Raw genomic sequence first — 24462 nt, forward strand, 5'->3', positions numbered from 1 at the left:
TTAATCCAGCAATTTTAAAAAACTATGCACCATAACTGTACCTCCATTTACTTACATACTCTTTTCTAGTGGGCTCATACTACATTCACAGTTATGGAAATGAAAAAACGGGGGGAGAGTCCAAAGTGAAGTCATTATTACGAAAAAAAGCGCTTAGTACTGAATCACCACGGCAGTTAGAGAGAACATTAACCGCACTTGATTTAACGTTTTTAGGAATTGGCGCCGTAATTGGGACAGGTATATTTGTATTAACAGGTATTGTTGCAGCGAAACATTCTGGTCCTGGTATTATGCTATCATTTCTTATTGCTGCATTTACTTGTGCTTGTGTAGCCTTTTGTTATGCTGAATTTGCTTCTTCTATTCCTGTCTCAGGAAGTGTGTATACTTACGCATACATGACAGTCGGTGAAGTCGTCGCCTTCATCGTCGGATGGTGTTTAATGCTCGAATATTTACTTGCAGTCGCAGCAGTAGCTGTCGGTTGGTCTGGTTATTTACAATCTTTACTACAAGGATTTAACGTCCATCTGCCCGCCATAGTCGCCTCAGCACCTGGCGTAGGAAAAGGTGGTCTCATCGATTTACCAGCTGTTTGTATTTTACTCATCATTACGGGGCTTTTAAGTTTTGGTATACGCGAAAGCGCACGCATTAATAATATTATGGTTCTTATCAAGCTAGCTGTTATTATCGCCTTTATCGTAGCAGGTGCAAAATATGTAAAGCCTGAAAATTGGACGCCGTTCATTCCATTCGGATACGACGGTATTATTACTGGAGCTGCCACTGTATTCTTCGCCTTCTTAGGCTTTGATGCAATCGCAACTGCTGCGGAAGAAACGAAAAAACCACAGCGCGATTTACCAATTGGCATTATCGGTTCCCTTCTTATTTGTACTGTTTTATATATGATTGTATCTTTCGTTTTAACAGGTATGGTTCCTTATACACAATTAGATGTTTCTGATCCAGTTGCATTTGCCTTACATTTCGTTGGCGAGGATACAATTGCAGGACTACTCGCTGTTGGAGCGATGACTGGAATGACGACCGTTCTCTTAGTCGTTATGTATGGACAAGTTCGCGTTTCGTATGCGATGAGCCGTGACGGTTTACTTCCAAAAGCGTTAGCACGTGTAAATAAAAGAGTGAAAATCCCTTTATTAAATACGTGGATTACTGGTGTTGTTGCCGCTTTATTAGCAGGACTTTTAGACCTGCATGTATTAGCGAACTTAGTAAACATCGGGACATTAACAGCCTTTACATTCGTTTGCTGCGCAGTACTTATTTTACGAAAAACACACCCTGACTTAAAACGCGGATTCCGCACACCTTTCGTACCTGTACTACCAGTTGTCGCAATTCTTTGTTGCTTATATTTAATGATCAATTTGTCTAAAACAACATGGATTAGCTTTGCCGTTTGGCTTATAGTCGGCTTATGCTTCTATTTCTTCTACTCTAGAAAGCATAGTCACTTAGCTACCGAAAAAACGAATGATGAAAAGAAAAAAGCATAACAAAATAGCTCGCCGTTTTAGCGGCGAGCTATCTTTCTATACTATTATATTTTTTCGTTAACGATTGTAAAATGAAAAATATGCCGATGCAAGCTGTAAACGATGCCCAATTTCCTATTGGTGTTGCGTATTTAAAAACGCCAATACCTACAAGCAATAGAAAAATAATCACCTGATATATAAGCTTCCACTTTTGCATATATTCCCTCCTTTACTTCGTTCCCTTCTTTTTCTTCTTCCATGCATTTAAACTATCAAAAAAGAAGTTAATAAATAACGTGCCTAAACCTGCTAATAAAAACGTCATTAAAAATAGAACCCATATACTTTTTTCTTTTAAGAAATAATATCCTACAAGGAGCACAACCGCGATCCATACATATTCAAGAATTCTTTTTAGCTTTTTCTCTTCCAAATTATTCGCTCCTTTTTTCTATGCTATTTTTAGTATAACAAAAAAGAAGCCTATCATGATAAGCTTCTTTTCTTCTCTCTTATTTGTTTATGCTTTTTTCAACAAGTGAAATCGTATACTCTAATGTACGATTCATCGTTTCTACCTGTGCATCTTTTACTTTTACATCTTTCACTACAGCTTCGGCCACTGTAATTTTTTGACTCAGTGCTTTCACTGAACCGTCCGTTACATTTGCATCTTGCGCTTTTTTCACTACTGCTTTTGCAGATTCAATATTGATTTGTAATTTTTCTTTCGGTGTTTTCGGTTGTTCTACTACTTTAGATTGTACAAATGTTACATTAGCTGTTTTTAATTCGTTATACGTTTGAACGATTTGCTCTCCCGTACTCCCTACATTTTCAAATGCTTGCTTTGCATTATTATAGCTTTTCTCTAATTCTTGAAATGCTTCCTTTGAATATTGACCTGGCTTATCACCAAATTCATACGTACCAGCTAACACTTCTTTCACTTTTCCAAGCTCTTCATATAACGCGTTCACTTGCTCTAACTTTGTGCGGTTAGAAAACTCATTGTACGCCGCTAATACTTCTGAAGAACTTAACGCTTTACTATATAATCTCGCAAGCGCAATTTGTCCGTTCAACGGAATACCACCATTTCCTTTGCTATCAGGGTCAGCTCCAAATGCAAATGGTACGTTCGGATGAGACACTTTCCCTGTAGCTGGTTGGCTATTTACTTTTTTACCATCGACATAAATAGCTACTTCGCTTCCGTTATACGTTCCTGTTAAGTGATATGTTTTGTTTGCTTCTAATTGAACGCCAACGCGTTTATAACTGCCGCCAATGTGAGCCCATAATTCAACATATCCACTTCCTGTAGATTCAAAACCAATTCCGCCACTCTCTGTATTTTGCAAAATACCTTGTCCGCGAATTTCATTCATTGAAAATACAGTTTCTAGCGTGAACGTATTTGCTACTTTCTCTTTTTGTGCTGCTGAAAATGGAAGGTATCCAAATGTGTTTGCTTTTCCGTTTAATTTCATAACATTCTTTTTCAATGCTTTATCATATTCAATAGTCACATTGCCCTTCACATCACCTTTTGTAGCAAATGGTGAATTGTCTTTAAATGTACCATCTGCAAAGTTCACATCGAAAACATCAGCCTTTGGCACTTTTACATTCGGATCAATATTATCTTTTTTCGTAGTAACTTCTGCCGTTAACGGCTGCGCACTTTCATTACCGAACGAATCGATTGCAACTACTTCAAGCATATATGTTTTTCCACCATCTAACCCTGCAAGCGTAAACGTAAGATCTTTCGGCACTGGATCACGATAAAACTCTGAGAATGCTAACAATTTATTCTTTATTTCTCCCGTTTGCTTATCTCTAGCTTGTACACGATAAGAATGTACAAGAAGGTTGTCCAATGCTTGTGGAAATGTTACTGTTGCCGCATTTTCTGTTACATTTGATACCGCAAGCTTTGCATCCTTAGCAAAGTATGGCTTTTCTTTATCACGATCTTCTATATGTGTAAATGTGTCTTTCTTTGCTGGTAATTTAATTTTCCAAGGCTCGCCTGTCCAAGAATTTGTATGGAAATCACGGCGATTGATCGTTACTTCTTTATCGTCTACTTCTACTAATAAGCCTTGGCTTAATGTGCTAGCTCCTGGCGGGATATTCCCTTGTACTTTACCACCTTCAACTTCCATGTAACTTATAGAAGATGTACCAACTGATGTAAAGTCTTTTTGATGAATCGATCTTGGATCATCTAACGGATAATGTGAATGACCTGAAAACGTAATAGCCTGCGGATATTCTTTTAATACCGTATTAATTTTTGCGCTATCTTTTGTTCCCCATTCATGACTACCGTAAACTGTCTCTTTAATGTGTTGGTGTAAAAATACGAAAATTGGTTTTTCTGGATCATCTTTTTGTGCCTTTGCCATTTCTTCTTTTAACCAATTAATTTGCTTGTCCGAATAATATCCATGAGTTGTCCCGTCCTCTGGAGACATAACAAGGAAGTGATACCCTTTTACCACTTTATGATAATAAATTGATTCCATTCCTGTCTTTTCTAAGAAACGCTTCTGTGCGCCCTCTACAGATAAACCGTTCCAATAATCATGATTTCCTAGAGAATTCATTCGCACTGCATCTTTATTTGCATTTTCATTATACACTTGCATGAAACGATCATATTGTTGCAGTGATCCTGAATCAGTAAAATCTCCCACAATTACAAACGCATCTTGTTTAGGTGCAAGTGTATTCAGTTGCTCGATTGCTCGTTTCCAGCGAAACGTATCATCTGTTCCACTATTCTTAATATGTACATCACTTACAACCGGAAAAACGATCTTCTTCTCACTCGGTGCCTTTTCTTGCTTCTTCTCTTCCGCTTTAATTGATGTACCCCACGGAAATGATACAAATGCTAATACAAAAACCATTAATAATCCAATAAGACCTTTTACTTTTCGCAAAACCATTCTGTCCACGTGAATCCTCCTCATAATAATCGATTCATTACAAGGGATATTTTATCTAAAGCTTATTAATGTCGTTTAAATAACAAATGAATTTTATTAGATTTTTGTAAATATACAGTTAATTAAAGGTTAAGTTCAACTTTCTTCTTACTATTGTATACAACCACTTTTTGTCTAAAAGAGTCTGAGCATTCTTTTCCCATGTCTATTCACATATAATCTTTTCTATAACATGAATAATAATTTAAGGTTTCAGCCTATTAGACAATCTTAATTTTTAACAATTTCTTCTTTTTTTAACACATCGGCCATGCTTCCACATTTAATAGTAGTAAAAGACTACTTAAAAAGGAGGGGGGTGTATTGAAGAATAAAAAAAACATTGGCTGTTTTGCTCCTTTGTCTATCATTTGCCCAGATCCTTGTCCACCTCCCCCTCCTCCAGATCCAGATTGCGAGCGAGTAACAAATGAATTTGCAGGAAATTTCCTTATAACGAATAACAACATTCCCTCCGCCAAAGATGAATCACAATCGATGATACTGTGGCAAAGTGATGGAATGCTGCCTATATCAGGCACTGTCTCGGTTTACAATAGTACTAGCAGCACAGAAGCAATTACCATTGAAATCGTTGGAGCAGTAACCAATATTTTCACTGTGTTTCCTGGTAATACAATATCGTACACAGGAAAAGACTTACAGTCAGTTAATATTGCTAATATCCAACATAACCCTTCACTATATTTAGAAGGCAAGTACTGTTGCCAATTTACATGTTGTTTATAAAATACCAATCTTATTACTTCCTCAATTAAAAAAGCATACCATTTGCGGTATGCTTTTTTATGAAATCGGATAACGTACTGTAATACAAAACTCACCTTGATTAACAGTTGTTCCTGTTGTAGTAATTCGAACAGTCGTAAAATATCGTACAGTGAAAGTACCACTACTTTGTGGTTGTACGGTAATTGTATCAATTACTGTAGCACCTACTAAAAAATCAACTGTAATTGGAGCCGCACCTACATCATATTTCACGTAACCTGAACCATATACTTCTTGCGTAATATTATTTGTATATACAATTTGAGTACCAGCACCTGTAATAGACCAGTCTGTACATACTTGATCTTGTACAAGCGTTTTATTAGAACAACAAGACAAACTGGAACTTCTTATTCCCATTTTGATCCTCTCCTATTCTGCTATGAAAGTGGATAACGTGTTGTAATACAAAATTCTCCCTGATACGTTCCAGCAGGTGTTGCAGGTAACACAACTTGTATAATGTCAAAACGCCGATACGTAAACCCGATACTCGTTCCTGGGTTTAATGTTTGTGTATCTATTACAGTACCAGCAGAATCAAGCGCCTCTACAGTAATTGGTCCTGGTCCAACATCATATTTAACAAAACCAGTCCCCACTACGTTTTGGTTAATATTATTTGTATAGAGAACATTATCAATTGCTGTTGCAACTACAGTAGCAGACCACGGACTACACACTTTATCTTGTACATAATTTTTATCTGGACAACAAGTTAATGCTGCCCCTGAGCACTCACAAGACATAGTTGTTTCCCCTCTCTCTTTTATATTCCCTATATGTGTATGTCCTTCAGAGTCTTTTGCCTGTACTATTCATTTATTTTCAAAAAATATTCAAATGACTAAATAGATTCCGTTCTGTTCCTTTTCTTCATAAATTTATAGATTAAAATACCACCGACAACGATAACGACGACTAGTAATATCGGTAGCATATATTGCCCCACAACATCCGCCGCTTTTTCCCAATGCGGACCTAATTTCATTCCAAAATAGACATATAAAGTTGTTAACGGGAACATTGCTACAAATGTATATATACTAAATTTCCATATGTTCATTTTCGCCATACCACATGGAACAGAAATAAGCGTTCGAACGCCAGGTACAAAGCGTCCAACAAATGCTACAACTGGTCCATATTTCTCAAAGAAATCATCTGCTTTTTGGATTTGTTCTTCTTTAATAAAGAAGTATTTCCCGTACTTTATTAATAGAGGACGACCACCGTAATAACCGAGTGCGTATAACGTTAACGGTCCTGTCGTTCCACCAAGCGTTCCAGCTAATACAGCTAGCCAAAAATTCATATCACCCTCGTACACCCAATATCCAACCATAGGCAAAACAACTTCTGCGGGAATAAATTCAAACGTTAAAGCCAATACAACTCCAAAATAAGAAAACTGCTTTAAAAACTCAATTATATCTAAAATAATTTGCTCCATATTTTAACTCCTATCCTACATTTACGTTATGCTTTTCTTGTAATTGAACTGGCGCCATTTTTACAATTCGGTTCAAAATAAATAACACAATCCCAATATCATCTAAAATACCGATGAACGGTAAGAAGTCTGGAATTAAATCGAGAGGCATCGCTACATAACCAACTAAAAAAGCAATGGATAAGATTTTCTTCTTTATTGAAACCTCTTTTGAAGTAAAAAAGTCAAATAGGAATGGAACAAATCGGCGAACATGAAATACAACTCTTAATCTACTAATAAGTTTTTTCATTTTTATTTCTCCTCTCTTTGTATACAAAAAGGCCCCTACCAAATATGGTAAGGGTCCTAAAAAAGACAATAAGGGGCCTTTACCATTGCTGGTAAAGGTCTCACTAACAACGAAACGTTGCCAATAAAGCCGAGGGTTTCTCCCTGTAATGACGACTTTACTGTAATAAGTTACTCCCCTTTATATACACAATTTTATACAATCACATTAAAATATTTTAGAGGGCTTGTCAATATATTTTATATTCCAATCCCTTCTGTAAAAAACAAAAAACGTATAGGAAATTTCTTACTATCTCATAATATACATAATCATTTTTGAATGAAAGGAGAGATTTCATTTGCATACCGTATGGAAAGGTGCACTTTCACTTGGACTATTAAATATAGGAATTAAACTATATAGCGCCGTAGAAGAAAACGATATAAAATTTTTAAGTCTCCATAAAGAATGCTTAACACCTATTAAATATAAAAAATTCGCTCCCGATTGTGCGGATGAAGAAGTCGATGATAAAGATATTGTAAAAGCCTATGAATACGCCCCCCATAAATACATTATTATGGATGAAAAAGAATTAGCTGCGTTGCAAAAAGCTCACGAACCACGATCTATTCGTATTATATCTTTTGTTCAAAATAACGAAATTGATTCTATTCTCTATGACCGCTCTTATTTTATAGGCCCTACCCCGGGACATGAAAAATCGTATTTATTATTAAAAGAAGCCCTTGAGCGTACAAATAAACTTGGTCTTATCCATATTTCCATTAGAAAAAAACAACATTTAGCTATTATCCGTAACTTTGAAGATGGACTTATGTTGCAAACTATTCACTACCCTAATGAAATTCGCGATATAACAAATACACCTAACTTACCAAGTAATGAAAATTATCCTATCCAAAAACAAGAACTCACCGCAGCAATCAACTTAATTCACCACCTTACAAATCCTTTTGAACAAGAAATGTATACAGATGAGTATAAAGAAGCCCTTACCGAATTAATCGAAGAGAAAATTGAACAACAGGAAAAAACGGAAACAATCTCTCCTGCTCCAAACATCATCAATATTATGGAGACATTACAAGCAAGTATTGAACAAGCAAAAATAAAAAGAGACAATAAAACAGAAAAAGAGGCCAAATAAAATTGACCTCTTTTTCTTTAAAGCGGATTACATTTCGGCATTTCGAGTCCAGATGATTGAGCTAATTTTAATAAATAATAACATTCTTCCCTTGCCATATGATCTGCCATTCTCGCTGATAATACACTTAATACTTCATTTGATAACTCGAGTTCTTCCACTTCATGTAAAAAATGTGAAAATAATTTTAGTTCAAGTGAAACATCTTTTGTAAACTTCTTTAATGCAGGAAAATGATGAAGCTCTGTTCGTAAATATCCAGTCATCTCAACCGCCTTTAAGTAAAATTGTTCAAAATGCTTCGTAAATTCTTCGCTTTTCTCTTTTAATCTTTTTTCAACAAGATCTAACCCACCAGAAATAGAGCCTGCATGACCAGCTGCATCTGTTAACCAAACGAGATGATAATGAAGTTCATGAAAAACAGGTGGAATTTCCCCCTTCTTCAAAAACTCTAAAACCGTTATATACTCTTCCACTTCGTTTACCATATGATTAATAAAAGTCGGCGTAAAATGAATTGTAATTTTCCCTTCCAACTGTTTCTGTATAATATTTAATTTAAACGTCCGGATCTCCTTAGCTGCTTGTTCTGCCTCTTTGGAAAATGTCACGAGATTCACATTACGAACTTTATTTAACAGATTCGTAAATGTTTCAACAAAATAAGTAGCTTTCTTTATATCTTCTTTTTCCTTTGGAGCTAACGCATCAAGTAAAAACTGCGCATGATCAGTAAGTACCTTTAGCCAAAATTGATGCTCAAACAACGCACTTTCTTCATAACTTCTCTCCACCAAATCCCCTCCGTCTATTCATCCTTCTCTACCACTTGAAGTTTATATCCATCTGGGTCTTGTACTACAATACTCCTCGCGCATTCATTTTCTGTATATAAAATTTCATAAAACGCTAGCTTCTTTTTCAATTTCTCTATGTCAGAAATCGTAAATGTTAAATCCTTACATGAATCTGTAACACTTTTTTCCTGCCCACCTAACATGCGATTCATAACAAAACTAATTCTCGTTGAATCGGCATCATACCAAACCCCCGTTACATCTAATTGTGGTCTTTCTAAACTAGGTTTAATTCCTAAAATCCCTTCGTAAAAATATAACGTTTCCTTTAAGTTTTTCACTTTCAATACAATGAATTGTTTCACAGTCTCCACATTCATTCCCCCCGTACCTATTACTTTTTTATATGTGTCATAAATGCTCATTATGTCTGAATACAATACGTAGTAATGAACATGTAAGGAGGTTTATTCGTGAATAAATATATGAGATCATTCGTGCCCTATCATAGTCCTCAAGATCCTTGCCCTCCTATCGGAAAAAAATTTTACTCTACTCCTCCTAATTTATTTTTAGGCTTTCAACCGCCAAACTTACCACAATTTACGCCAAAAGAAGCGCTACAAAAAGGGACTTTATGGCCTGTTTTTTATGACTATTATGAAAATTCTTATAAAAAAGGGCGGTGACTACTGACGTGACTCAATCGCTACCAGAAGAATATTATAAGCTGTTACTGGAGCTTCAAGAACTAGACTTTGTACTAGTCGAACTCACTCTTTATTTAGATACACATCCAGATGACACTGCCGCGATTAATCAATTTAATGACTTTTCCTATAAACGAAGAGTATTAAAACAAAAGATGGAAGAAAAATACGGGCCACTCCAACAGTTTGGAAACAGCTATTCTAATGCCCCTTGGGAATGGAGCAAAGGTCCTTGGCCATGGCAAATATAAAGGAGAGAAACTATGTGGATTTATGAAAAAAAATTACAATACCCTGTTAAAGTAGGAACTTGCAATCCAGCACTTGCAAAATTATTAATTGAACAATACGGCGGTGCAGATGGAGAATTAGCTGCTGCACTCCGTTACTTAAATCAACGTTATACAATTCCTGACAAAGTCATTGGCCTACTTACTGATATTGGTACAGAAGAATTTGCTCATCTTGAAATGATTGCTACAATGGTTTATAAGCTGACGAAAGATGCGACTCCTGAACAAATGAAAGCTGCTGGTCTTGACCCTCATTACGCTGATCATGATAGTGCACTCCACTACCATAACGCTGCCGGTGTTCCATTTACTGCAACCTATATACAGGCTAAAGGTGATCCAATTGCCGACCTATACGAGGATATTGCGGCTGAAGAAAAAGCACGCGCAACATATCAATGGCTTATTAACTTATCAGATGATCCAGATATAAATGACAGCCTACGCTTCTTACGTGAACGAGAAATCGTCCATTCACAACGTTTCCGAGAAGCGGTTGAAATTTTAAAAGAAGAACGTGATAAAAAAATATTTTTTTAAAACACGTATCCTAGTGATATGTGTTTTTTTACGCTATAAGTTAAATCCTTCCTATTAAACATATAAATAGTATATTTATTCGATTTAATGCATTATTTTTTAATTTTTTCAAAATTCCCTATTGCTTTCTAGTCATCAGACCTTTAAAATAATAACAGTTACTCGACAAATTATTTGAATTTTCGACAAAAACACTCATTAGGAGGATTTTCTTTATATGCGTACAACTTTAAAACCAGCGCAAATACTTTCGATTAGTTTACTACTATTCGCAGTTTTCTTCGGTGCTGGTAATATGATTTTCCCGCCCCTTCTCGGTCTTTCTTCCGGAGAAAATATGTGGATTTCCATTACAGGATTTATTATTACAGACGTCGGTTTATCTTTACTAGCTATCGTCGCTGTTGCCCTTGCCGGTGGTAGTTTTAACACTTTAGCAAGCCGTGTTCACCCAAAATTCGCAGCAATATTTGCTATCATTATTTATCTTTCAATCGGCCCACTATTTGTTATTCCACGAACTGGATCTGTATCTTACGAAATTGGGATTGCACCACTTTTCCCAGACCAATGGTACTCTATGTTAATCTTTAGTGCGATTTTCTTTACAGTCGTCTACTTCTTATCATTAAATCCATCAAAATTAGTAGATCATATCGGAAAAATATTAACACCAATTTTACTTGGAATTATTGCGATTATGGCAACAAAAGCAATTCTTTCACCAGGAACGTTTGCAGAACCTGTTGGTGACTATAAAGAAATTCCGTTTTTCAAAGGATTTCTTGAAGGATTTTTAACGTTAGATGCAATCGGTGCACTCGTACTATCAACAATTGTTGTAAATGCAATTCGCCAAAACGGTATACAAGAGAAGAAATCAATTGCGAAATATACAATTATTTGCGGAAGCATTGCCGCTCTATTTTTAACAATTGTGTACTTCTTACTTGGTTATATCGGTGCTTCAAACGGCAACTTAGGACAATTCGAGAACGGTGGTCAACTATTAGCGACTGTTATGTACCACTTCTTTGGGACAAGCGGTAATGTTTTATTAAGCATCGCCATTATCTTCGCTTGTTTAACGACAGCAATTGGTGTTGTAAGTGCATTTGCAAACTATTTCGCAACAGTACTAACAAATGTTTCTTACAAAAAGCTCGTACTATACGTTTGTATTTTTAGCTTCGTGATTTCAAACTTAGGATTAAGTTTACTAATTAAAATTACTTTGCCTGTATTAATTATTCTATATCCAATTACGATTATTTTAATTTTCGTATCATTTATTGATAAATATACGAAACGTAAACCTTCTGTCTACATCGGGGCAATGATTGCAGCATTCCTTATTAGTTGTATTCATGCACTTGATAATGTGGAAATGATACCAAGTTTTATCGCGAATATTGTACACACCATTCCTTTTTATAATTTAGGAATTGGCTGGATTATCCCAGCAATCATCGGTGGTATAATCGGATACTTTATTCCGCAAACAGAAGCTGAAGGCGAAGTTTCTACAAAATAAAGAAAAGCAGCAAGCAGGAAATACATGCTTGCTACTTTTTATTTTCACATCGTATGCTTAAAAGTAAATAACTCTTCTTTTGACTGCACAGCAGATTGTTCCTCTTTTACAACGTCCTTCTTCATCTCTCCTCCTAACCTTACTTTCATCATCGCCTCTTCGATACTTTTTACAATCATATTTCCTGAAAAAATAGTAAGTCCAAAAAATGTAATCGGAACGAGAGGGATCCACGGATTCACTGTCAATGATCTAAAATAGACTCCAATTAACCCTGACCATTCATGTGTATAAGATTCTATTTCTTCTATCGGTCCTAAAAACTTAACCGTTCCGCCAAAGAATATTTCTAGTAACCCTAAGTGCATTAAAATAGTAAGAGTCTGCGTAAACTGCTGAAAAAATACAAGTATAAACGTCATATAAAGATGCGGGAAAAGATGCTTTATAACAATATGTCTTCTCGATCCACCTAATATGCGCGCGGCATCAACAAATTCTTCCGTTCGCAATTTTCGAACTTCCTTCGCAACATACAGTGCAATAACTGGCATTACAAGCATTACAAGTAAGACAACTTGAAACGAAGCCCTTTCAAAAAAGGTTGTTGTTTCCTCCCCACTTCCAAATGTACTTGCAAATTGAAGAAAAAAATACGCAATCATAACTGTCGGAATAACTGTAAAACTATCAAAGAACGCCTCAATTTTTGAAAACCCTCTTTTTATGTACGTTCCGAGCACGACACCGAAAAATACACCTATTACCATTCTAAGTGCCGCAATTAAAATAGATATACCAACCGTCCATTTCGCGCCCTCAATGACTAAATGTAACAGGTCATACCCTTTCCGATCTGTCCCGAGTAAAAATTGTAATGAAGGTGGAAACGGTGGCACTTGTGGATTTTCATCCGCATCATATTGCAATGTAACTTGTCTAATATGTCCATCATTCCATAACGTATTTCCGATGCTCAAAAGAACTAATAGAAGAAGAAACCCAATACTTATCCAAAATCTTTTATCACGTTTTATATACGTCCACATATTATAATCTCTCCTTCATCGCAGCCGGAATGAGATAATGAAACAATTTAAATAAAATAAAAATCGGAATATAAATAAGCAGTACACTCACGATAAAAACTTCAACTCTAATACCCTCATACGATTTCAAAAACATAAAAATACCACCCGTATTAAAAATCCATTCTATAATATATAAATTAGATAACATAAAAAAGATATTCGTTTTCGCAAAGAATAATGTACTAAGCAACACATTTCGTAAAATATGACGATTTAAAATATGAAAGCGCCCCAGCCCTTTCGCCTTAGCAAATAGTACATAATCTTTTTCTAGTTCATTTTCAAAACGAAGCACGACCATTTTTACAAACATAATCGTAGTCGGGATGCTCAAACACAATATTGGCAACCCTCTAATCGACTCGCCTCCAATTGACGCAATTTGAAAAGGTAAAAAACCTGTTTGTTTAAAAAACCATACAACTAAAATTTGTGATACTAAAATAAGAAGGATATCTGGAATGGATTCTAGGAAGATAAGAAATGATTTAATTCGATGTTGTATACGCGGTGAACTACTCATAATCACATAAACAATACAAAATGCTACAAATAATGAAATGAAAAAAGTAGCTAAAAAAATAATAATCGTTTCTTTATAATGGACAAACAACTGTGGAAATAAAAATTTATCTCCCACATATTTAAAATTGGAGATGTCCATTAAATTCACAAACACTTCTTGTAAACTCTGTATGTACTGTGATGCATGCAGCTCAAATCCATAAAATAGTTTCGGCAATGTCCCTAAACAAATAATACCCAAAATCGAAATAAGAAATTGAATCGTCACTTCCATCCCATTCAGAAAAACTTTTTTGACCACGTTTTCCCTTCTCTCTTTATATAATTTACTCTCTAATTTTATTCTTAATTTTCTGAATTGTAAATATTTAATATATAAAAAATCGCTAGGTTATGACCCTAACGATTCTTTGTGTAACTGTTTTTCTCTTTTCGCAAACGGCATATACAAAATAAAACATCCAATAAGCGCTGCGAGTTCTAATGAAATAATATAGTAAGGATGTGGTCCTAACATATCAAGTAATGAAGCTGTTTCTGGCTTATGGGCTAAAAACATATAATTACCACCTGTTTTGTAATTTACAAACGAAACAATCGGAATCAATATGTTTAAAAATATCATTGTGCGTTTAATAGACTGTACTGTCGGACGATATCCTTCCACCCAAGTCATAAAGAGTGGCGCCCAAATGAGCAATATATGCGCGATAAAATATTCAATGAACCGAAAATGCGGAAAAGCATATTGCAAGTTTGGCGTTAAAATGGCTTGTGATGCACCAATAATTCCTGTAAAAAATACAATCTCATATATACGGTAACTTTTCGTTATGATCATAATTGACGCTAACAACAAACTAATCGTACATAACTCAAACGGTAATGAAGTGGCTAGCTCAAAAATCCCTGCTTTCCACTCCCACATATGAAGTCCAATTTCACTCCCTATAAATAGAAATGCAATCGCATATCGAACCGTTATATTCCACTCATTTTGACGTAATACATCTTGGTATTGATATAAAAAAACGATTCCCACCAACAGAATAAATAATATAATGGCATGTTGCCTTGAGTAGGGAATAAACGGTTTTAATGGATGCGCACTAAAATAAGCTTCCATCTTCCTTCCTCCTCTCCTTCATACAATATTATTGTAAGAAAAAAACACGCGTCAATTCATTTGCTTACACTGGGACAAGCTCTACCTTACATTTGCATATTCATACCTTACAAAACTGTAAGGTTATTGTAAGCTAAAACGATTTGTCAGATTCTTTCCCTCTTCTATACTTAATGTAGATACTAAAACGAACGAAAAGGTGATAAATAGATGAAGAAGAAAAATAAAGTGTTAATTACTAGTGTAGTAGCAATCGGAATTGCAGCTGGATCATACTTTGCATTTGCTGGCGGCGGTTCAGAAGTAGCAATGGCATATAGCGGATATAAAGTAACAGAAAAACAGATTGAAAACGCGCAAAAATTTGGCGGTGAAGTCATTCCAAACGGAATTGAAACAATTTCATTTGATCCAACAAAAGGTACGTATGAATTAGCTGTAAAAAAAGGTGATGAAGTAAAAAAAGGGCAACTCCTTTTTAAATACAATGACCCTACTGCGAAACAAGGTGTAACTGAAGCAGAAATGCAAAAGAAAATCGCCCAAAAAGAAGTAACATTATTCCAAAAACAAATTGATGCAGCGAAACAAAAATTACAAAAAGATAAAAATGCAGGTCTTCCTGCTGAAGCATTAAAAGCATCAGAAATCGAGGTACAACAATTAGAATCACAGCTTGAAATGAAAAAGTTTGAAGTTGAAAAAGCTGATGAAATGATTAAAGCAGCAAAAGAGAAAGTAAACACACTTTCTGTAACGAGTCCTGCTGATGGCGTAATTGATGATATCGTAAAAGTCGCTGACGAAAAAACAGGTATGAGCGGTATTACACTTCGTCATGCTGGTCCATTTAAAGTAAAAGGTCAACTTTCTGAATATGAGCTTGCTAGTATGAAAGTTGGGCAAGAAGTTACTGTTTCATCAAAAACCGTTGCTGGTAAGACTTGGACAGGAAAAGTAACAGAAATCGGTTCTACTCCATTAAAGAGTATGGACGAAAACAAAACAGTTTCTAACTATCAATTCACTGTCACTTTAGATAATAGTGAAGAATTACAAAACGGCTTCCACGTTTACGTAACAAGTAAATCTGGCGAAGCAACTGGTACAATTGTTCCGAAAAGCAGCATCGTGAAAAAAGGTGATAAAAATGTTGTGTTTGTTGTAAAAGACGGTAAAGCGAAAGAACAAACAGTTACTGTTGAATTCGAGACTGATAGCGAAGCAAAAGTTTCTGGAGTGAAAAAAGGAGAGGAAATTATTTCTAAACCTGAAAAAGACTTAAAAGATGGTATGGAGGTTGTCGCCCAGTGATTAACTTAAAAGGCATCACGAAATCCTTCCAAAATGGTGCAGAGTCCGTTCAAATATTACACGGAATTGACGTAACACTGAACCAAGGAGAATTCACTTCGATTATGGGACCTTCTGGTTCTGGTAAATCAACATTAATGAACATTATTGGTTGTTTAGATAAACCGACGACAGGTACGTACGAACTAGCTGGTCAAAACATTTCAAACATGTCTGAAACAGAACTTGCACACGTACGTAATAAAGAAATCGGATTCGTATTCCAAAACTTTATGTTATTACCGAGACTTTCAGCACTTCAAAATGTAGAGCTCCCTCTTATTTACGCTGGAGTCGATAAAAAAGAAAGGCGCGAGCGCTCATTAGCTGCTTTAACAAAAGTAGGTTTAGCTGATCGTGCTACTCACCTGCCGAACGAATTATCAGGTGGACAAAAACAGCGTGTCGCTGTTGCACGCGCAATCGTAAATAACCCGAAGTTTATCTTAGCCGATGAACCAACGGGGGCACTTGATACGAAAACAAGTACACAAATTATGGACCTCTTTTACGAATTAAATAAACAAGGCTCAACAATCATTATGATTACCCATGATCGTGAAATTGGGGAAGCAGCAGCACGTCAAATTGTAATTCGTGACGGAAATATCGTCCAAGATTGGAGAGGTTAATTTTGAACACGAGTGAAAATATACGCATGGCCCTTTCCTCTATCTTTGCTCATAAAATGCGTTCTATTTTAACGATGTTAGGTATTATTATCGGTATTAGTGCCATTATTACTATCATTTCAATGGGTGATGGTACAAACGCAAAGTTTAAAAAAGAGTTAGGCCAAGGGAAAGATAACGAAGTAACGATTTACTACAACAATCCTGACTATGGAACAGATAATGCCAAAATTACAGCTGATATGCTAAACCGACTGCAAACTGTACCAGGCGTTAAAGATGTATATCCAGATGTAAGTATGAAAGTAAAAGCATCTGCTGGTTCAAAAGATGTAAATCTTGATTTAAAAGGCGGAACAGGCGCCTTTATGACAGATTCGAAGATAAAATTAGTTCACGGTCGTGAATTAAACGACAGTGAGCTAAACCAAGCAATCCCTGCTGTTATATTAAATGAAGAAGCTTTCAACAAATTATTTAGTGGTTGGGAATCAAATCAATACGCAGATATAAAAGGAAAGCCGTATAAAATAGTCGGTGTATACGAAACGAAAAATGACTTTGGAATGCCTATGCCTGAGGGTTATACATCACTTGAAAACGCGCCTGTCATTTCAGGAGTAACTGAGTATGACTCTGTAAGATTAACAATGACCTCTCCGGCCGAACGTAAAAGTGTAGAAAAACAAGCCGTTTCTGTTTTAAACGAAATGAAAGCTCCTAAATTTGAGCACAAATTCGAAGCACAAGACTTAGGTGAATTTACGAAGCAATTAGATGAATCAATCGGTATGATGAAAATGGTATTCGGTGGTATTGCCGCTATCTCCTTACTTGTTGGTGGTATCGGTGTAATGAACATTATGCTTGTATCTGTAACAGAGCGTACACGTGAGATCGGTATTCGTAAAGCTCTTGGTGCAACGCGTGGTAAAGTATTAACACAATTCTTAATTGAATCTTGTATTTTAACAGGACTCGGTGGTTTCATCGGTTTCATGCTCGGTATCTTCTTCGCTTGGATCGTCTCCATCTTTGCTGGATGGCCACTCGTTGTCTCAAAAGAACTTGGACTTCTTGCAGTAGGTATCTCCATGTTAATCGGTATTATATTCGGTCTACTACCAGCTAACAAAGCTGCAAAACTGGATCCAATTGAATGTTTACGATATGAATAAATAAAAAACGTAGGGTTTACACTCCTACGTTTTTTATTTATCTATTAAATCATGTTTCTTCTATTATATATGTTTCACGTTATAAACATCTTTCATTATTTTAATCTACTAAACCTATTATAGAATCCTATTATTGCAAAAATACTATGTGAAAGTCGAAAATCAAGGCGTAATTTTTTCCATACCTCGACTTATTTTGTAACAATTATAGCGATATTTTATTAAATTTCACCTCATTTTTATTTCTCCACAACTAAAATAGTTATTTTTACATAACTAATTTTCTGTTCCGACAGCAAAATACGCCATTTTTGTAATGATTACGAAATAATTACGTAATACTATAGAAATACTATTAACCTATCAGAAATTGAAATACTACCTTTTTTATGCATCATGTGCTCTAACCTCCCCTAAAAACTATAAGAAAGCGCTTTTAGGATATTACTGGAATTATTACAAAATATTAATGACCCGTTACGAAAGCTTTGTAATTTTATGTTTTTCGCAAATAAGAAAATAATGGTTGCTATAATGAGGTCAACGAAAACAAATGCAATGGAGGCTATTATGAAAAAATTTATGGGTATAGCAACAGCAGCGGTTTTTGGTCTTGGGATTTTCACAACATCTGCTAAAGCAGAAACAATCGTAACGACTGATGTACTAAATGTACGAGAAAACCCAACTACTGAATCAAAAGTTGTAGGAAAATTATTAGATGGATATAAAGTTAACGTTTTACATACAGAAAACGGATGGTCAAAAGTGAAATTGAATAGCGGTAAGGAGGCTTTCATTAGCGCTGACTACACAAAAGACACTTACTACGTAACAGCTAACGTATTAAACGTACGTGCTGGTGCAAACACAGACTCAGAGATTCTTGGGAAATTGAAACAAGATGACGTAATCGAAACAACACACCAAGTTGAAAATGGTTGGATCCAATTTGAATATAACGGAAAAACAGCTTACGTTCACGTTCCTTACTTAACAGGTAAAGCTCCAGTTAAAGTTCAACCAGTAGTTAAAGCTGAAAAAACAACTACAGTTCAAGATACAGCTAAATCCGTGGCAACAACTAAAGCTCGTGAAGTAGCTGAAACGCAAGCAAAAGCTAAAGCGGAGGAAGCAACTAAAGCTCGCGAAGCAGCTGAAGCTCAAGCAGCGGCTAAAGCTCGTGAAGCAGCTAAGGCTCAAGAGGCAGCTAAAGCTCAGGCAGAAGCTAAAGCTCGCGAAGCAGCTGAAGTTCAAGCAGAAGCTAAGGCTCAAGAAGCAGCTAAAGCTCGTGAAGCAGCTAAGGCTCAAGAAGCAGCTGAAGCTCAAGCAGCGGCTAAAGCTCAAGAGGCAGCTAAAGCTCGTGAAGCAGCTAAAGCTCAAGAAGCAGCTGAGGCTCAAGAAGCAGCTAAAGCTCGTGAAGCAGCTAAAGCTCAAAAACCAGCTACACAACAACCTGTTGCAAAAGAAACTGAAACAAGTGCACCATCATCTTCTCGTGAGTTACGCGTTGTAGCAACAGCTTACACAGCAGATCCACTTGAAAATGGTTATAAAGCAGGCGACCAAGTAAAATCAGCTTTAGGTCACAACTTAACAGCTAATCCAAACATGAAACTAATCGCAGTTGATCCAAGTGTCATTCCATTAGGTTCAAAAGTATGGGTTGAAGGTTACGGAGTAGCAATCGCTGGTGATACTGGTGGAGCTATTAAAGGAAACAAAATCGATGTTTTAATGCCAGACAAAGGTACATCAAGTAACTGGGGACGTAAAACAGTTACAGTTAAAGTATTAAACTAGTTTGAAAAAAAAGAGTCAGTCTCATTTGAAGTGCACCCCAATTGTTAGACACAGTCTAACAATTGGAGGTGCATTTTTTATGGCTAAATTTTCTTCAAAAGAAAAAATCCAAGCGGTGAAACGATATTTAGATGGTACAGAAAGTGGAAAAATAATTGCTAAATCTGTAGGAGTTAACCCTAGCGTACTTCGTGAGTGGATTAGACGATATGAGTCTTCAGGTGAAAAGGCCTTTGAAAAGTGCTATACATTCTACCCAGCGCAGTATAAACTAGATGTACTTTATTATATGAATGAACACGGGACATCTATCAGAGAAACAGCGGCACTTTTCAATATACCGTCTTATGAAACACTTCGGAAATGGAAAATAGCTTATGAAACAGGAGGATTGGATGCCCTACAATTAAAGAAAAAGGGGCGTCCAACCATGAAAGATAAAAAAATAAAACCAGTAGATGAAGGATCAATCAAAGCCTTACAAGCGGAAAATGAGCGTTTACGTATGGAAAATGCATATTTAAAAAAGTTGAATGCCTTAGTTCAAAACAAAGAAAAATCACCAAACAAGACAAAGCGCAAGTAATCTACGAGTTAAGGCATGAATTTCCTATCAAGGAGTTACTTCAACTCGCAAACATTCCACGTAGTACGTACTATTACTGGATGAAACGTTTTAATCGTCCTGATCCAAATGCGGAGGTAAAAGAACTGATTCAAGCTATTTATAATGAACACGATGGGTGTTATGGCTATCGTCGTATTCGTGATGAACTTATGAATCGTGGACACAAAGTAAATCATAAAAAAGTGTATCGCCTTATGAAAGAATTAGGATTAAAATGTCTGGTTCGTATGAAAAAATATCGCTCTTACAAAGGGACAGTTGGGAAAATTGCGCCAAATATTTTAAATCGCAACTTCCAAGCTGAAAAACCAAATGAAAAGTGGGTTACAGATATTACGGAGTTTAAATTATTTGGGGAGAAGTTATACCTATCACCAATGTTGGATTTATTTAATGGTGAAATTATCACGTATACAATTGGTCCCAGACCGACCTATTCCCTTGTTTCAACGATGTTGGACCAAGCACTTTATTGTGTAACCGATCCGGATAAACTCCTCATTCACTCTGATCAAGGTTGGCACTATCAAATGAAACAATACCGTCATTCTCTTAAGAATTGTGGCATAACTCAAAGTATGTCTCGCAAAGGAAACTGTTATGACAATGCCGTTATTGAAAATTTCTTCGGTATCATGAAATCGGAATTTCTGTATCGAAAAGAATTTGAAAATATAACACATTTCAAACAAGAATTAGCAAAGTATATAGAATACTATAACCATAAAAGAATTAAGGCAAAATTAAAGGGTATGAGCCCAGTACAATACCGGGCTCATACCCTAGAGGCTGCCTAATGAAACGACCTGTCTAACTTTCGGGGGTCACTTCAATTGAGGCTGACTCTTTTTTATAATTCTTACATTCTCTCTTTCTCTTGAAAGTAAGTAATATTATCTCGAAGCCACTCCCTCTCCGACATAAACAAGTTTCCACGTTTTTTGTACACTTTATCAAATGTCTTTAAAACTTCTTCCTGATCAACAAACTTATGTAAGAAACGAAGAGCAATGATAATCTCTGATTCATCCGTAGGCTCTACTTCATTTTTACGTCTTCTAGCGACAATTTTATTCACACGTTCGCAAATTGGTCTCATTGCCATTTCGTCGCCATACATATAACTAGCTCGAACAGCTTCATATTTCACCATCGCATTTCTATCCTGTAAAGCTTCAATATAGACTATTTACAAGTCTGCTCCCCCTATTTTTGCTAACACCCTAATAACGGTTGAACGAATATAAGAACTATCTCTGTATAAAATCCTTGTTAATGGAAGAATCAATAGACTACCATTTCAACAGAAAAAAGAGGATGCCACAGCATCCTCTCCTTCTCTCCCCTATTCCACACAAGTAAACTGCGTCCAAGCTCCTACATAATCTAGTAAGAATAACTCTTCTTCTGCAATTGTACCGACAATATTTTTCCGTTCATCTATCGGCATTTCTTTTAGAATGATTTGTAGTTCGCCTTTGTACTTACCAAATGAGTTGTTACCAATTACAACTTGCCCTCTTTCCTGCAGTACGCTTTCACGCACTGGAAAGTCATAGTCTTTGTACTTTTTACGTACTTCTGTAGAACGTACCATATATTCTGTTATGTCACCGCGTCTTACGTGTAATTCTTGCAGCGTAGCTCTCTTCTCTACTTCAGTCGCCTCGTCTACAAAGTTTACTTTCAGCTGTAACATGTAACGATTTAAGTTTCCTAGTTTCTCTAACTCTTCTTCACTCGCATAAGCATTTCCTATAATCACATCATCAATTAACCCTGTTGCCCATAAATGTTTTGCTTGTACTTCAATTGGTAAATTACGATGCTGTTCTAACGTACATAATCCGTCATTAATATCCCATGGACCGATGTCACCTGCATGTGACGTAATAAATGCTGCTGTGCGAATACCATACTTTTTAAAGCGTTCACTACAGCGAATGAAATAGTCATACGGAAGTCCAGTAAATTTTTGCGGATAGAAGTTATGACAACCGATTAAAGCTGACTTATTCGCTTGATGCGAAAGAATATTTTCTAAGTACGCAATATCGTTACTTACGTTCAGCTCAATTTTTAAGCCGTACGGATTATTCGTCATTTTCGCTTCAGTTAATCCGTCAAACCCTAAATCTAATCGAATACCGTCTGCACCTAACTCTGCGAAAAATGATAGATCACTATAACTAATACCGAGCTGATCAAAAACAGCCGGAGCTACATCTAAAATCACTTCCATATTGTTATCTTTTGCGTGATGAATAATTTCTTTAAATTCAGCTACAATCTCTTCTTTCGGACGATTCACAGACAATAAACAAGTGAATATTCTTGAAAAACCGTGGCGTGCCGCTGCCGAAATGTATGCCATATCTTTTTCTTTCGTTGAATGCTCTGGATAAAGTGAAATTCCTAATTTACGCTCCATGCTTTTGCATCTCCTTCACACGTTGTATTAATGCCATGCTCGTAAATCTATATTTTGCAGATAAACATGTTGCACATAAAATCGTTGGTACAATAATTACGTACGGTGATTGTAAGCTTAGCATTACATAGGCACCCATTGAACTACCGATAAATACAATTGATACTAGTAGTAAAACTAATAAAGATTTACTTTGTACCCATTTTGAATAATGTGCAATACACTGCCCCGCTACAAATGTAATTAAGATGATAATTGCTCCGAGCATTCTGTTTTCTCCTCTCCTGCTAATTGTTGTTTCTCATACATTTTGAAGAACGGATAGTAAATAACGAATGAGATAACAAAGTTAACAAGTACAAGTACACCAGCCATAATTGTCCAGTCCGTACTAATAATCGCTGCAATTGGTGCTAACATCGTAAATGGCAGTTTCGCCATCATCATCGGAATCATACCTGAAACAACTGCGAAATATGATACTGTCGTTGTCACTAACGGTGTAATAACGAACGGAATAATTAAGATTGGGTTCATTACAATTGGTGCCCCGAAAATAATTGGTTCGTTAATATTGAATAAGCCTGGCACGAATGATAATCTACCTAACTCTTTTAAGAACTTAGATTTAGAGAACATAAACATAATTACTAAAGCTAACGTTGAGCCTGATCCACCAATCCATACGAACCATTGAATAAATTGCTCTGTAAATAAGTTTGGTAATTGATGTGCATTTCCTGTAGCTGTGAATACTTCCATATTTTCAAGAATTGCAGAATCCCACATTGGACGAATGATCGGTCCTAAAATCGCAGGGCCATGTATACCGAATGACCAGAAGAATACGATTAAGAATACTGTTAATAAACCGCCGAATAAATTATTTCCTACTAATACTGATTTTAGTGGTGCGATTAAATATGTGATTGTTGTATTTACATCAAATTTCAAACCGTAGCGAATGCCCCAGAATAAAAGAATAACTGCTAGCGTTGGAATTAATGCTGCAAACGAATTTGAAACTGCTGGTGGTACACTATCTGGTAATTTAATTGAGATATTATGCTTAATCATAAAGTGATAAATTTCTACTGCAATTAAAGCTGTAACAATTGCGCCGAATAAAGATGTTGCACTTAATGTTCCTACTGAAATGTATCTACCTGCATCAATAACACCTGGTACGGCTTTCGTAATTTGAATGGGTTCAACTGATGCTAGTAAAAAGGCGAGTACAGATAATAACCCTGCACTTAACTGATTGAGCTGATAAAAATTCGCGAGCGAAGCCCCTACCCCAAATGCTGCGTATAACGCCATTAGTCCTACTGTAAATCGGAATGGAATATCTAAAATATGGCGAAACGGTGCAATCCACTCCATATATGCATCAATTGGTAAGTTTAAAAAGATAACGAAAAATGATCCGACAATCGTTAACGGTAATGTAGAAATAACCCCGTTTCGAATTGCTAATAAATGTCGCTGTCCGGCAATCTTTTGTGTTGTTGGCATAATCTTTTGTTCCATAAAACTCATAAAGCCATTCATCAAAACCCCTCCTCTTTCTCTTTTCTATGAAAAAATGAAATAAAGTTATAACATTATAATG

General features: G+C 36.0%; 27 protein-coding genes and 1 pseudogene. 12 read left to right on the forward strand and 16 right to left on the reverse strand.

Annotation, left to right across the window (positions count from 1 at the left end):
- Positions 1-125: 125 nt before the first annotated feature.
- Complete coding sequence (bcaP, locus tag QCI47_RS23875; RefSeq protein WP_000838731.1) at positions 126-1529, forward strand: branched-chain amino acid transporter BcaP; 1404 nt, start codon at positions 126-128, stop codon at positions 1527-1529.
- Between the two features lie 28 nt (positions 1530-1557).
- Here bcaP and QCI47_RS23880 read toward each other — a convergent pair whose 3' ends face one another.
- From QCI47_RS23880 to QCI47_RS23890, 3 genes are all read right to left on the reverse strand, one after another.
- On the reverse strand, positions 1558-1728 hold the full coding sequence (locus QCI47_RS23880) for a hypothetical protein (protein ID WP_061131370.1): 171 nt from the start codon (positions 1726-1728) through the stop codon (positions 1558-1560).
- 12 nt (positions 1729-1740) lie between these two features.
- Positions 1741-1944: a hypothetical protein gene (locus QCI47_RS23885; RefSeq protein WP_000391504.1), complete on the reverse strand. Its 204-nt coding sequence runs from the start codon at positions 1942-1944 to the stop codon at positions 1741-1743.
- Positions 1945-2023: 79 nt separating this feature from the next.
- Complete coding sequence (locus QCI47_RS23890; protein ID WP_071741524.1) at positions 2024-4483, reverse strand: LamG-like jellyroll fold domain-containing protein; 2460 nt, start codon at positions 4481-4483, stop codon at positions 2024-2026.
- A gap of 354 nt (positions 4484-4837) precedes the next feature.
- Between QCI47_RS23890 and QCI47_RS23895 the strand changes: the two genes are divergently transcribed.
- Entirely contained in the window at positions 4838-5263 is a 426-nt protein-coding gene (locus tag QCI47_RS23895; RefSeq protein ID WP_000791313.1) for an S-Ena type endospore appendage, read from the forward strand.
- Between the two features lie 57 nt (positions 5264-5320).
- Here QCI47_RS23895 and QCI47_RS23900 read toward each other — a convergent pair whose 3' ends face one another.
- From QCI47_RS23900 to QCI47_RS23915, 4 genes are all read right to left on the reverse strand, one after another.
- Positions 5321-5665, reverse strand: coding sequence for a DUF3992 domain-containing protein (locus QCI47_RS23900; RefSeq protein WP_061131367.1), 345 nt, complete (start codon positions 5663-5665; stop codon positions 5321-5323).
- Positions 5666-5685: 20 nt separating this feature from the next.
- A complete protein-coding gene (locus tag QCI47_RS23905) occupies positions 5686-6054 on the reverse strand; it encodes a DUF3992 domain-containing protein (protein ID WP_001277529.1) in 369 nt (122 codons plus the stop codon).
- A 98-nt stretch (positions 6055-6152) separates the two neighbouring features.
- Positions 6153-6758 carry a DedA family protein gene (locus QCI47_RS23910; RefSeq protein ID WP_000435019.1) on the reverse strand — a complete coding sequence of 202 codons (606 nt, stop codon included), beginning with the start codon at positions 6756-6758 and terminating at the stop codon, positions 6153-6155.
- A 10-nt stretch (positions 6759-6768) separates the two neighbouring features.
- Positions 6769-7050, reverse strand: coding sequence for a YkvA family protein (locus QCI47_RS23915; protein ID WP_000733844.1), 282 nt, complete (start codon positions 7048-7050; stop codon positions 6769-6771).
- A gap of 340 nt (positions 7051-7390) precedes the next feature.
- On the opposite strand from QCI47_RS23915, the gene ku reads away from it, so the two are divergent.
- A complete protein-coding gene (gene ku, locus QCI47_RS23920; RefSeq protein ID WP_163072640.1) occupies positions 7391-8203 on the forward strand; it encodes a non-homologous end joining protein Ku in 813 nt (270 codons plus the stop codon).
- Between the two features lie 17 nt (positions 8204-8220).
- On the opposite strand, the gene QCI47_RS23925 is transcribed toward ku, so the two are convergent.
- A complete protein-coding gene (locus tag QCI47_RS23925) occupies positions 8221-9000 on the reverse strand; it encodes a DUF2935 domain-containing protein (RefSeq protein ID WP_309422408.1) in 780 nt (259 codons plus the stop codon).
- Positions 9001-9014: 14 nt separating this feature from the next.
- Complete coding sequence (locus tag QCI47_RS23930; RefSeq protein WP_139303523.1) at positions 9015-9428, reverse strand: VOC family protein; 414 nt, start codon at positions 9426-9428, stop codon at positions 9015-9017.
- Positions 9429-9476: 48 nt separating this feature from the next.
- On the opposite strand from QCI47_RS23930, the gene QCI47_RS23935 reads away from it, so the two are divergent.
- From QCI47_RS23935 to brnQ2, 4 genes are all read left to right on the forward strand, one after another.
- Entirely contained in the window at positions 9477-9692 is a 216-nt protein-coding gene (locus QCI47_RS23935) for a spore coat associated protein CotJA (RefSeq protein WP_353811966.1), read from the forward strand.
- A gap of 8 nt (positions 9693-9700) precedes the next feature.
- Positions 9701-9964 (forward strand): spore coat protein CotJB, encoded by a 264-nt coding sequence (locus tag QCI47_RS23940; protein WP_000194491.1) that lies wholly within the window; start codon positions 9701-9703, stop codon positions 9962-9964.
- A gap of 12 nt (positions 9965-9976) precedes the next feature.
- Positions 9977-10546 (forward strand): spore coat protein CotJC, encoded by a 570-nt coding sequence (gene cotJC / locus QCI47_RS23945; RefSeq protein ID WP_000265273.1) that lies wholly within the window; start codon positions 9977-9979, stop codon positions 10544-10546.
- A gap of 217 nt (positions 10547-10763) precedes the next feature.
- Positions 10764-12080 carry a branched-chain amino acid transport system II carrier protein BrnQ2 gene (brnQ2, locus tag QCI47_RS23950; RefSeq protein WP_061131363.1) on the forward strand — a complete coding sequence of 439 codons (1317 nt, stop codon included), beginning with the start codon at positions 10764-10766 and terminating at the stop codon, positions 12078-12080.
- Between the two features lie 44 nt (positions 12081-12124).
- On the opposite strand, the gene QCI47_RS23955 is transcribed toward brnQ2, so the two are convergent.
- From QCI47_RS23955 to QCI47_RS23965, 3 genes are all read right to left on the reverse strand, one after another.
- Positions 12125-13129, reverse strand: a complete 1005-nt coding sequence (locus QCI47_RS23955) for an ABC transporter permease (RefSeq protein ID WP_061131362.1) — start codon at positions 13127-13129, stop codon at positions 12125-12127.
- Position 13130: 1 nt separating this feature from the next.
- Positions 13131-13997 (reverse strand): ABC transporter permease subunit, encoded by an 867-nt coding sequence (locus tag QCI47_RS23960; RefSeq protein ID WP_309422410.1) that lies wholly within the window; start codon positions 13995-13997, stop codon positions 13131-13133.
- Between the two features lie 90 nt (positions 13998-14087).
- Positions 14088-14822 carry a YwaF family protein gene (locus QCI47_RS23965; RefSeq protein WP_061131360.1) on the reverse strand — a complete coding sequence of 245 codons (735 nt, stop codon included), beginning with the start codon at positions 14820-14822 and terminating at the stop codon, positions 14088-14090.
- A gap of 210 nt (positions 14823-15032) precedes the next feature.
- Here QCI47_RS23965 and QCI47_RS23970 point away from each other — a divergent pair, with 210 nt between their 5' ends.
- The 5 genes from QCI47_RS23970 (at position 15033) to QCI47_RS23990 (ending at position 21213) form a co-directional block, all read left to right on the forward strand.
- Positions 15033-16136, forward strand: coding sequence for an efflux RND transporter periplasmic adaptor subunit (locus tag QCI47_RS23970; protein WP_000728818.1), 1104 nt, complete (start codon positions 15033-15035; stop codon positions 16134-16136).
- Positions 16133-16807 carry an ABC transporter ATP-binding protein gene (locus QCI47_RS23975; RefSeq protein WP_000609099.1) on the forward strand — a complete coding sequence of 225 codons (675 nt, stop codon included), beginning with the start codon at positions 16133-16135 and terminating at the stop codon, positions 16805-16807. Before QCI47_RS23970 ends, QCI47_RS23975 begins: the two co-directional genes overlap by 4 nt.
- A gap of 26 nt (positions 16808-16833) precedes the next feature.
- Positions 16834-17985: an ABC transporter permease gene (locus QCI47_RS23980; RefSeq protein ID WP_001996759.1), complete on the forward strand. Its 1152-nt coding sequence runs from the start codon at positions 16834-16836 to the stop codon at positions 17983-17985.
- Between the two features lie 447 nt (positions 17986-18432).
- Positions 18433-19788, forward strand: a complete 1356-nt coding sequence (gene entC / locus QCI47_RS23985) for a cell wall-binding protein EntC (RefSeq protein WP_309422414.1) — start codon at positions 18433-18435, stop codon at positions 19786-19788.
- 79 nt (positions 19789-19867) lie between these two features.
- Positions 19868-21213, forward strand: a protein-coding gene (locus QCI47_RS23990; RefSeq protein WP_152692390.1) for an IS3-like element ISBth10 family transposase whose coding sequence is annotated in 2 segments (ribosomal slippage) — positions 19868-20309 and positions 20309-21213 — 1347 coding nt in all. Because the reading frame shifts where the segments join, the coding sequence is not laid out codon by codon here.
- 62 nt (positions 21214-21275) lie between these two features.
- Here QCI47_RS23990 and QCI47_RS23995 read toward each other — a convergent pair.
- The 4 genes and pseudogenes from QCI47_RS23995 to QCI47_RS24010 all read right to left on the reverse strand — a co-directional run.
- Positions 21276-21701 (reverse strand): annotated as a pseudogene (locus QCI47_RS23995) (HEAT repeat domain-containing protein); the annotation flags it as partial.
- A gap of 60 nt (positions 21702-21761) precedes the next feature.
- A complete protein-coding gene (locus tag QCI47_RS24000) occupies positions 21762-22847 on the reverse strand; it encodes a DUF871 domain-containing protein (RefSeq protein WP_074544234.1) in 1086 nt (361 codons plus the stop codon).
- Positions 22837-23115: a hypothetical protein gene (locus QCI47_RS24005; RefSeq protein WP_000900037.1), complete on the reverse strand. Its 279-nt coding sequence runs from the start codon at positions 23113-23115 to the stop codon at positions 22837-22839. The genes QCI47_RS24000 and QCI47_RS24005 overlap by 11 nt, the downstream gene beginning before the upstream one ends.
- Positions 23091-24401, reverse strand: coding sequence for a PTS sugar transporter subunit IIC (locus QCI47_RS24010; protein WP_001013054.1), 1311 nt, complete (start codon positions 24399-24401; stop codon positions 23091-23093). The genes QCI47_RS24005 and QCI47_RS24010 overlap by 25 nt, the downstream gene beginning before the upstream one ends.
- Positions 24402-24462: the final 61 nt, after the last annotated feature.

The sequence above is a fragment of the Bacillus cereus group sp. RP29 genome (assembly GCF_040459765.1).
Lineage (GTDB): Bacteria > Bacillota > Bacilli > Bacillales > Bacillaceae_G > Bacillus_A > Bacillus_A paranthracis.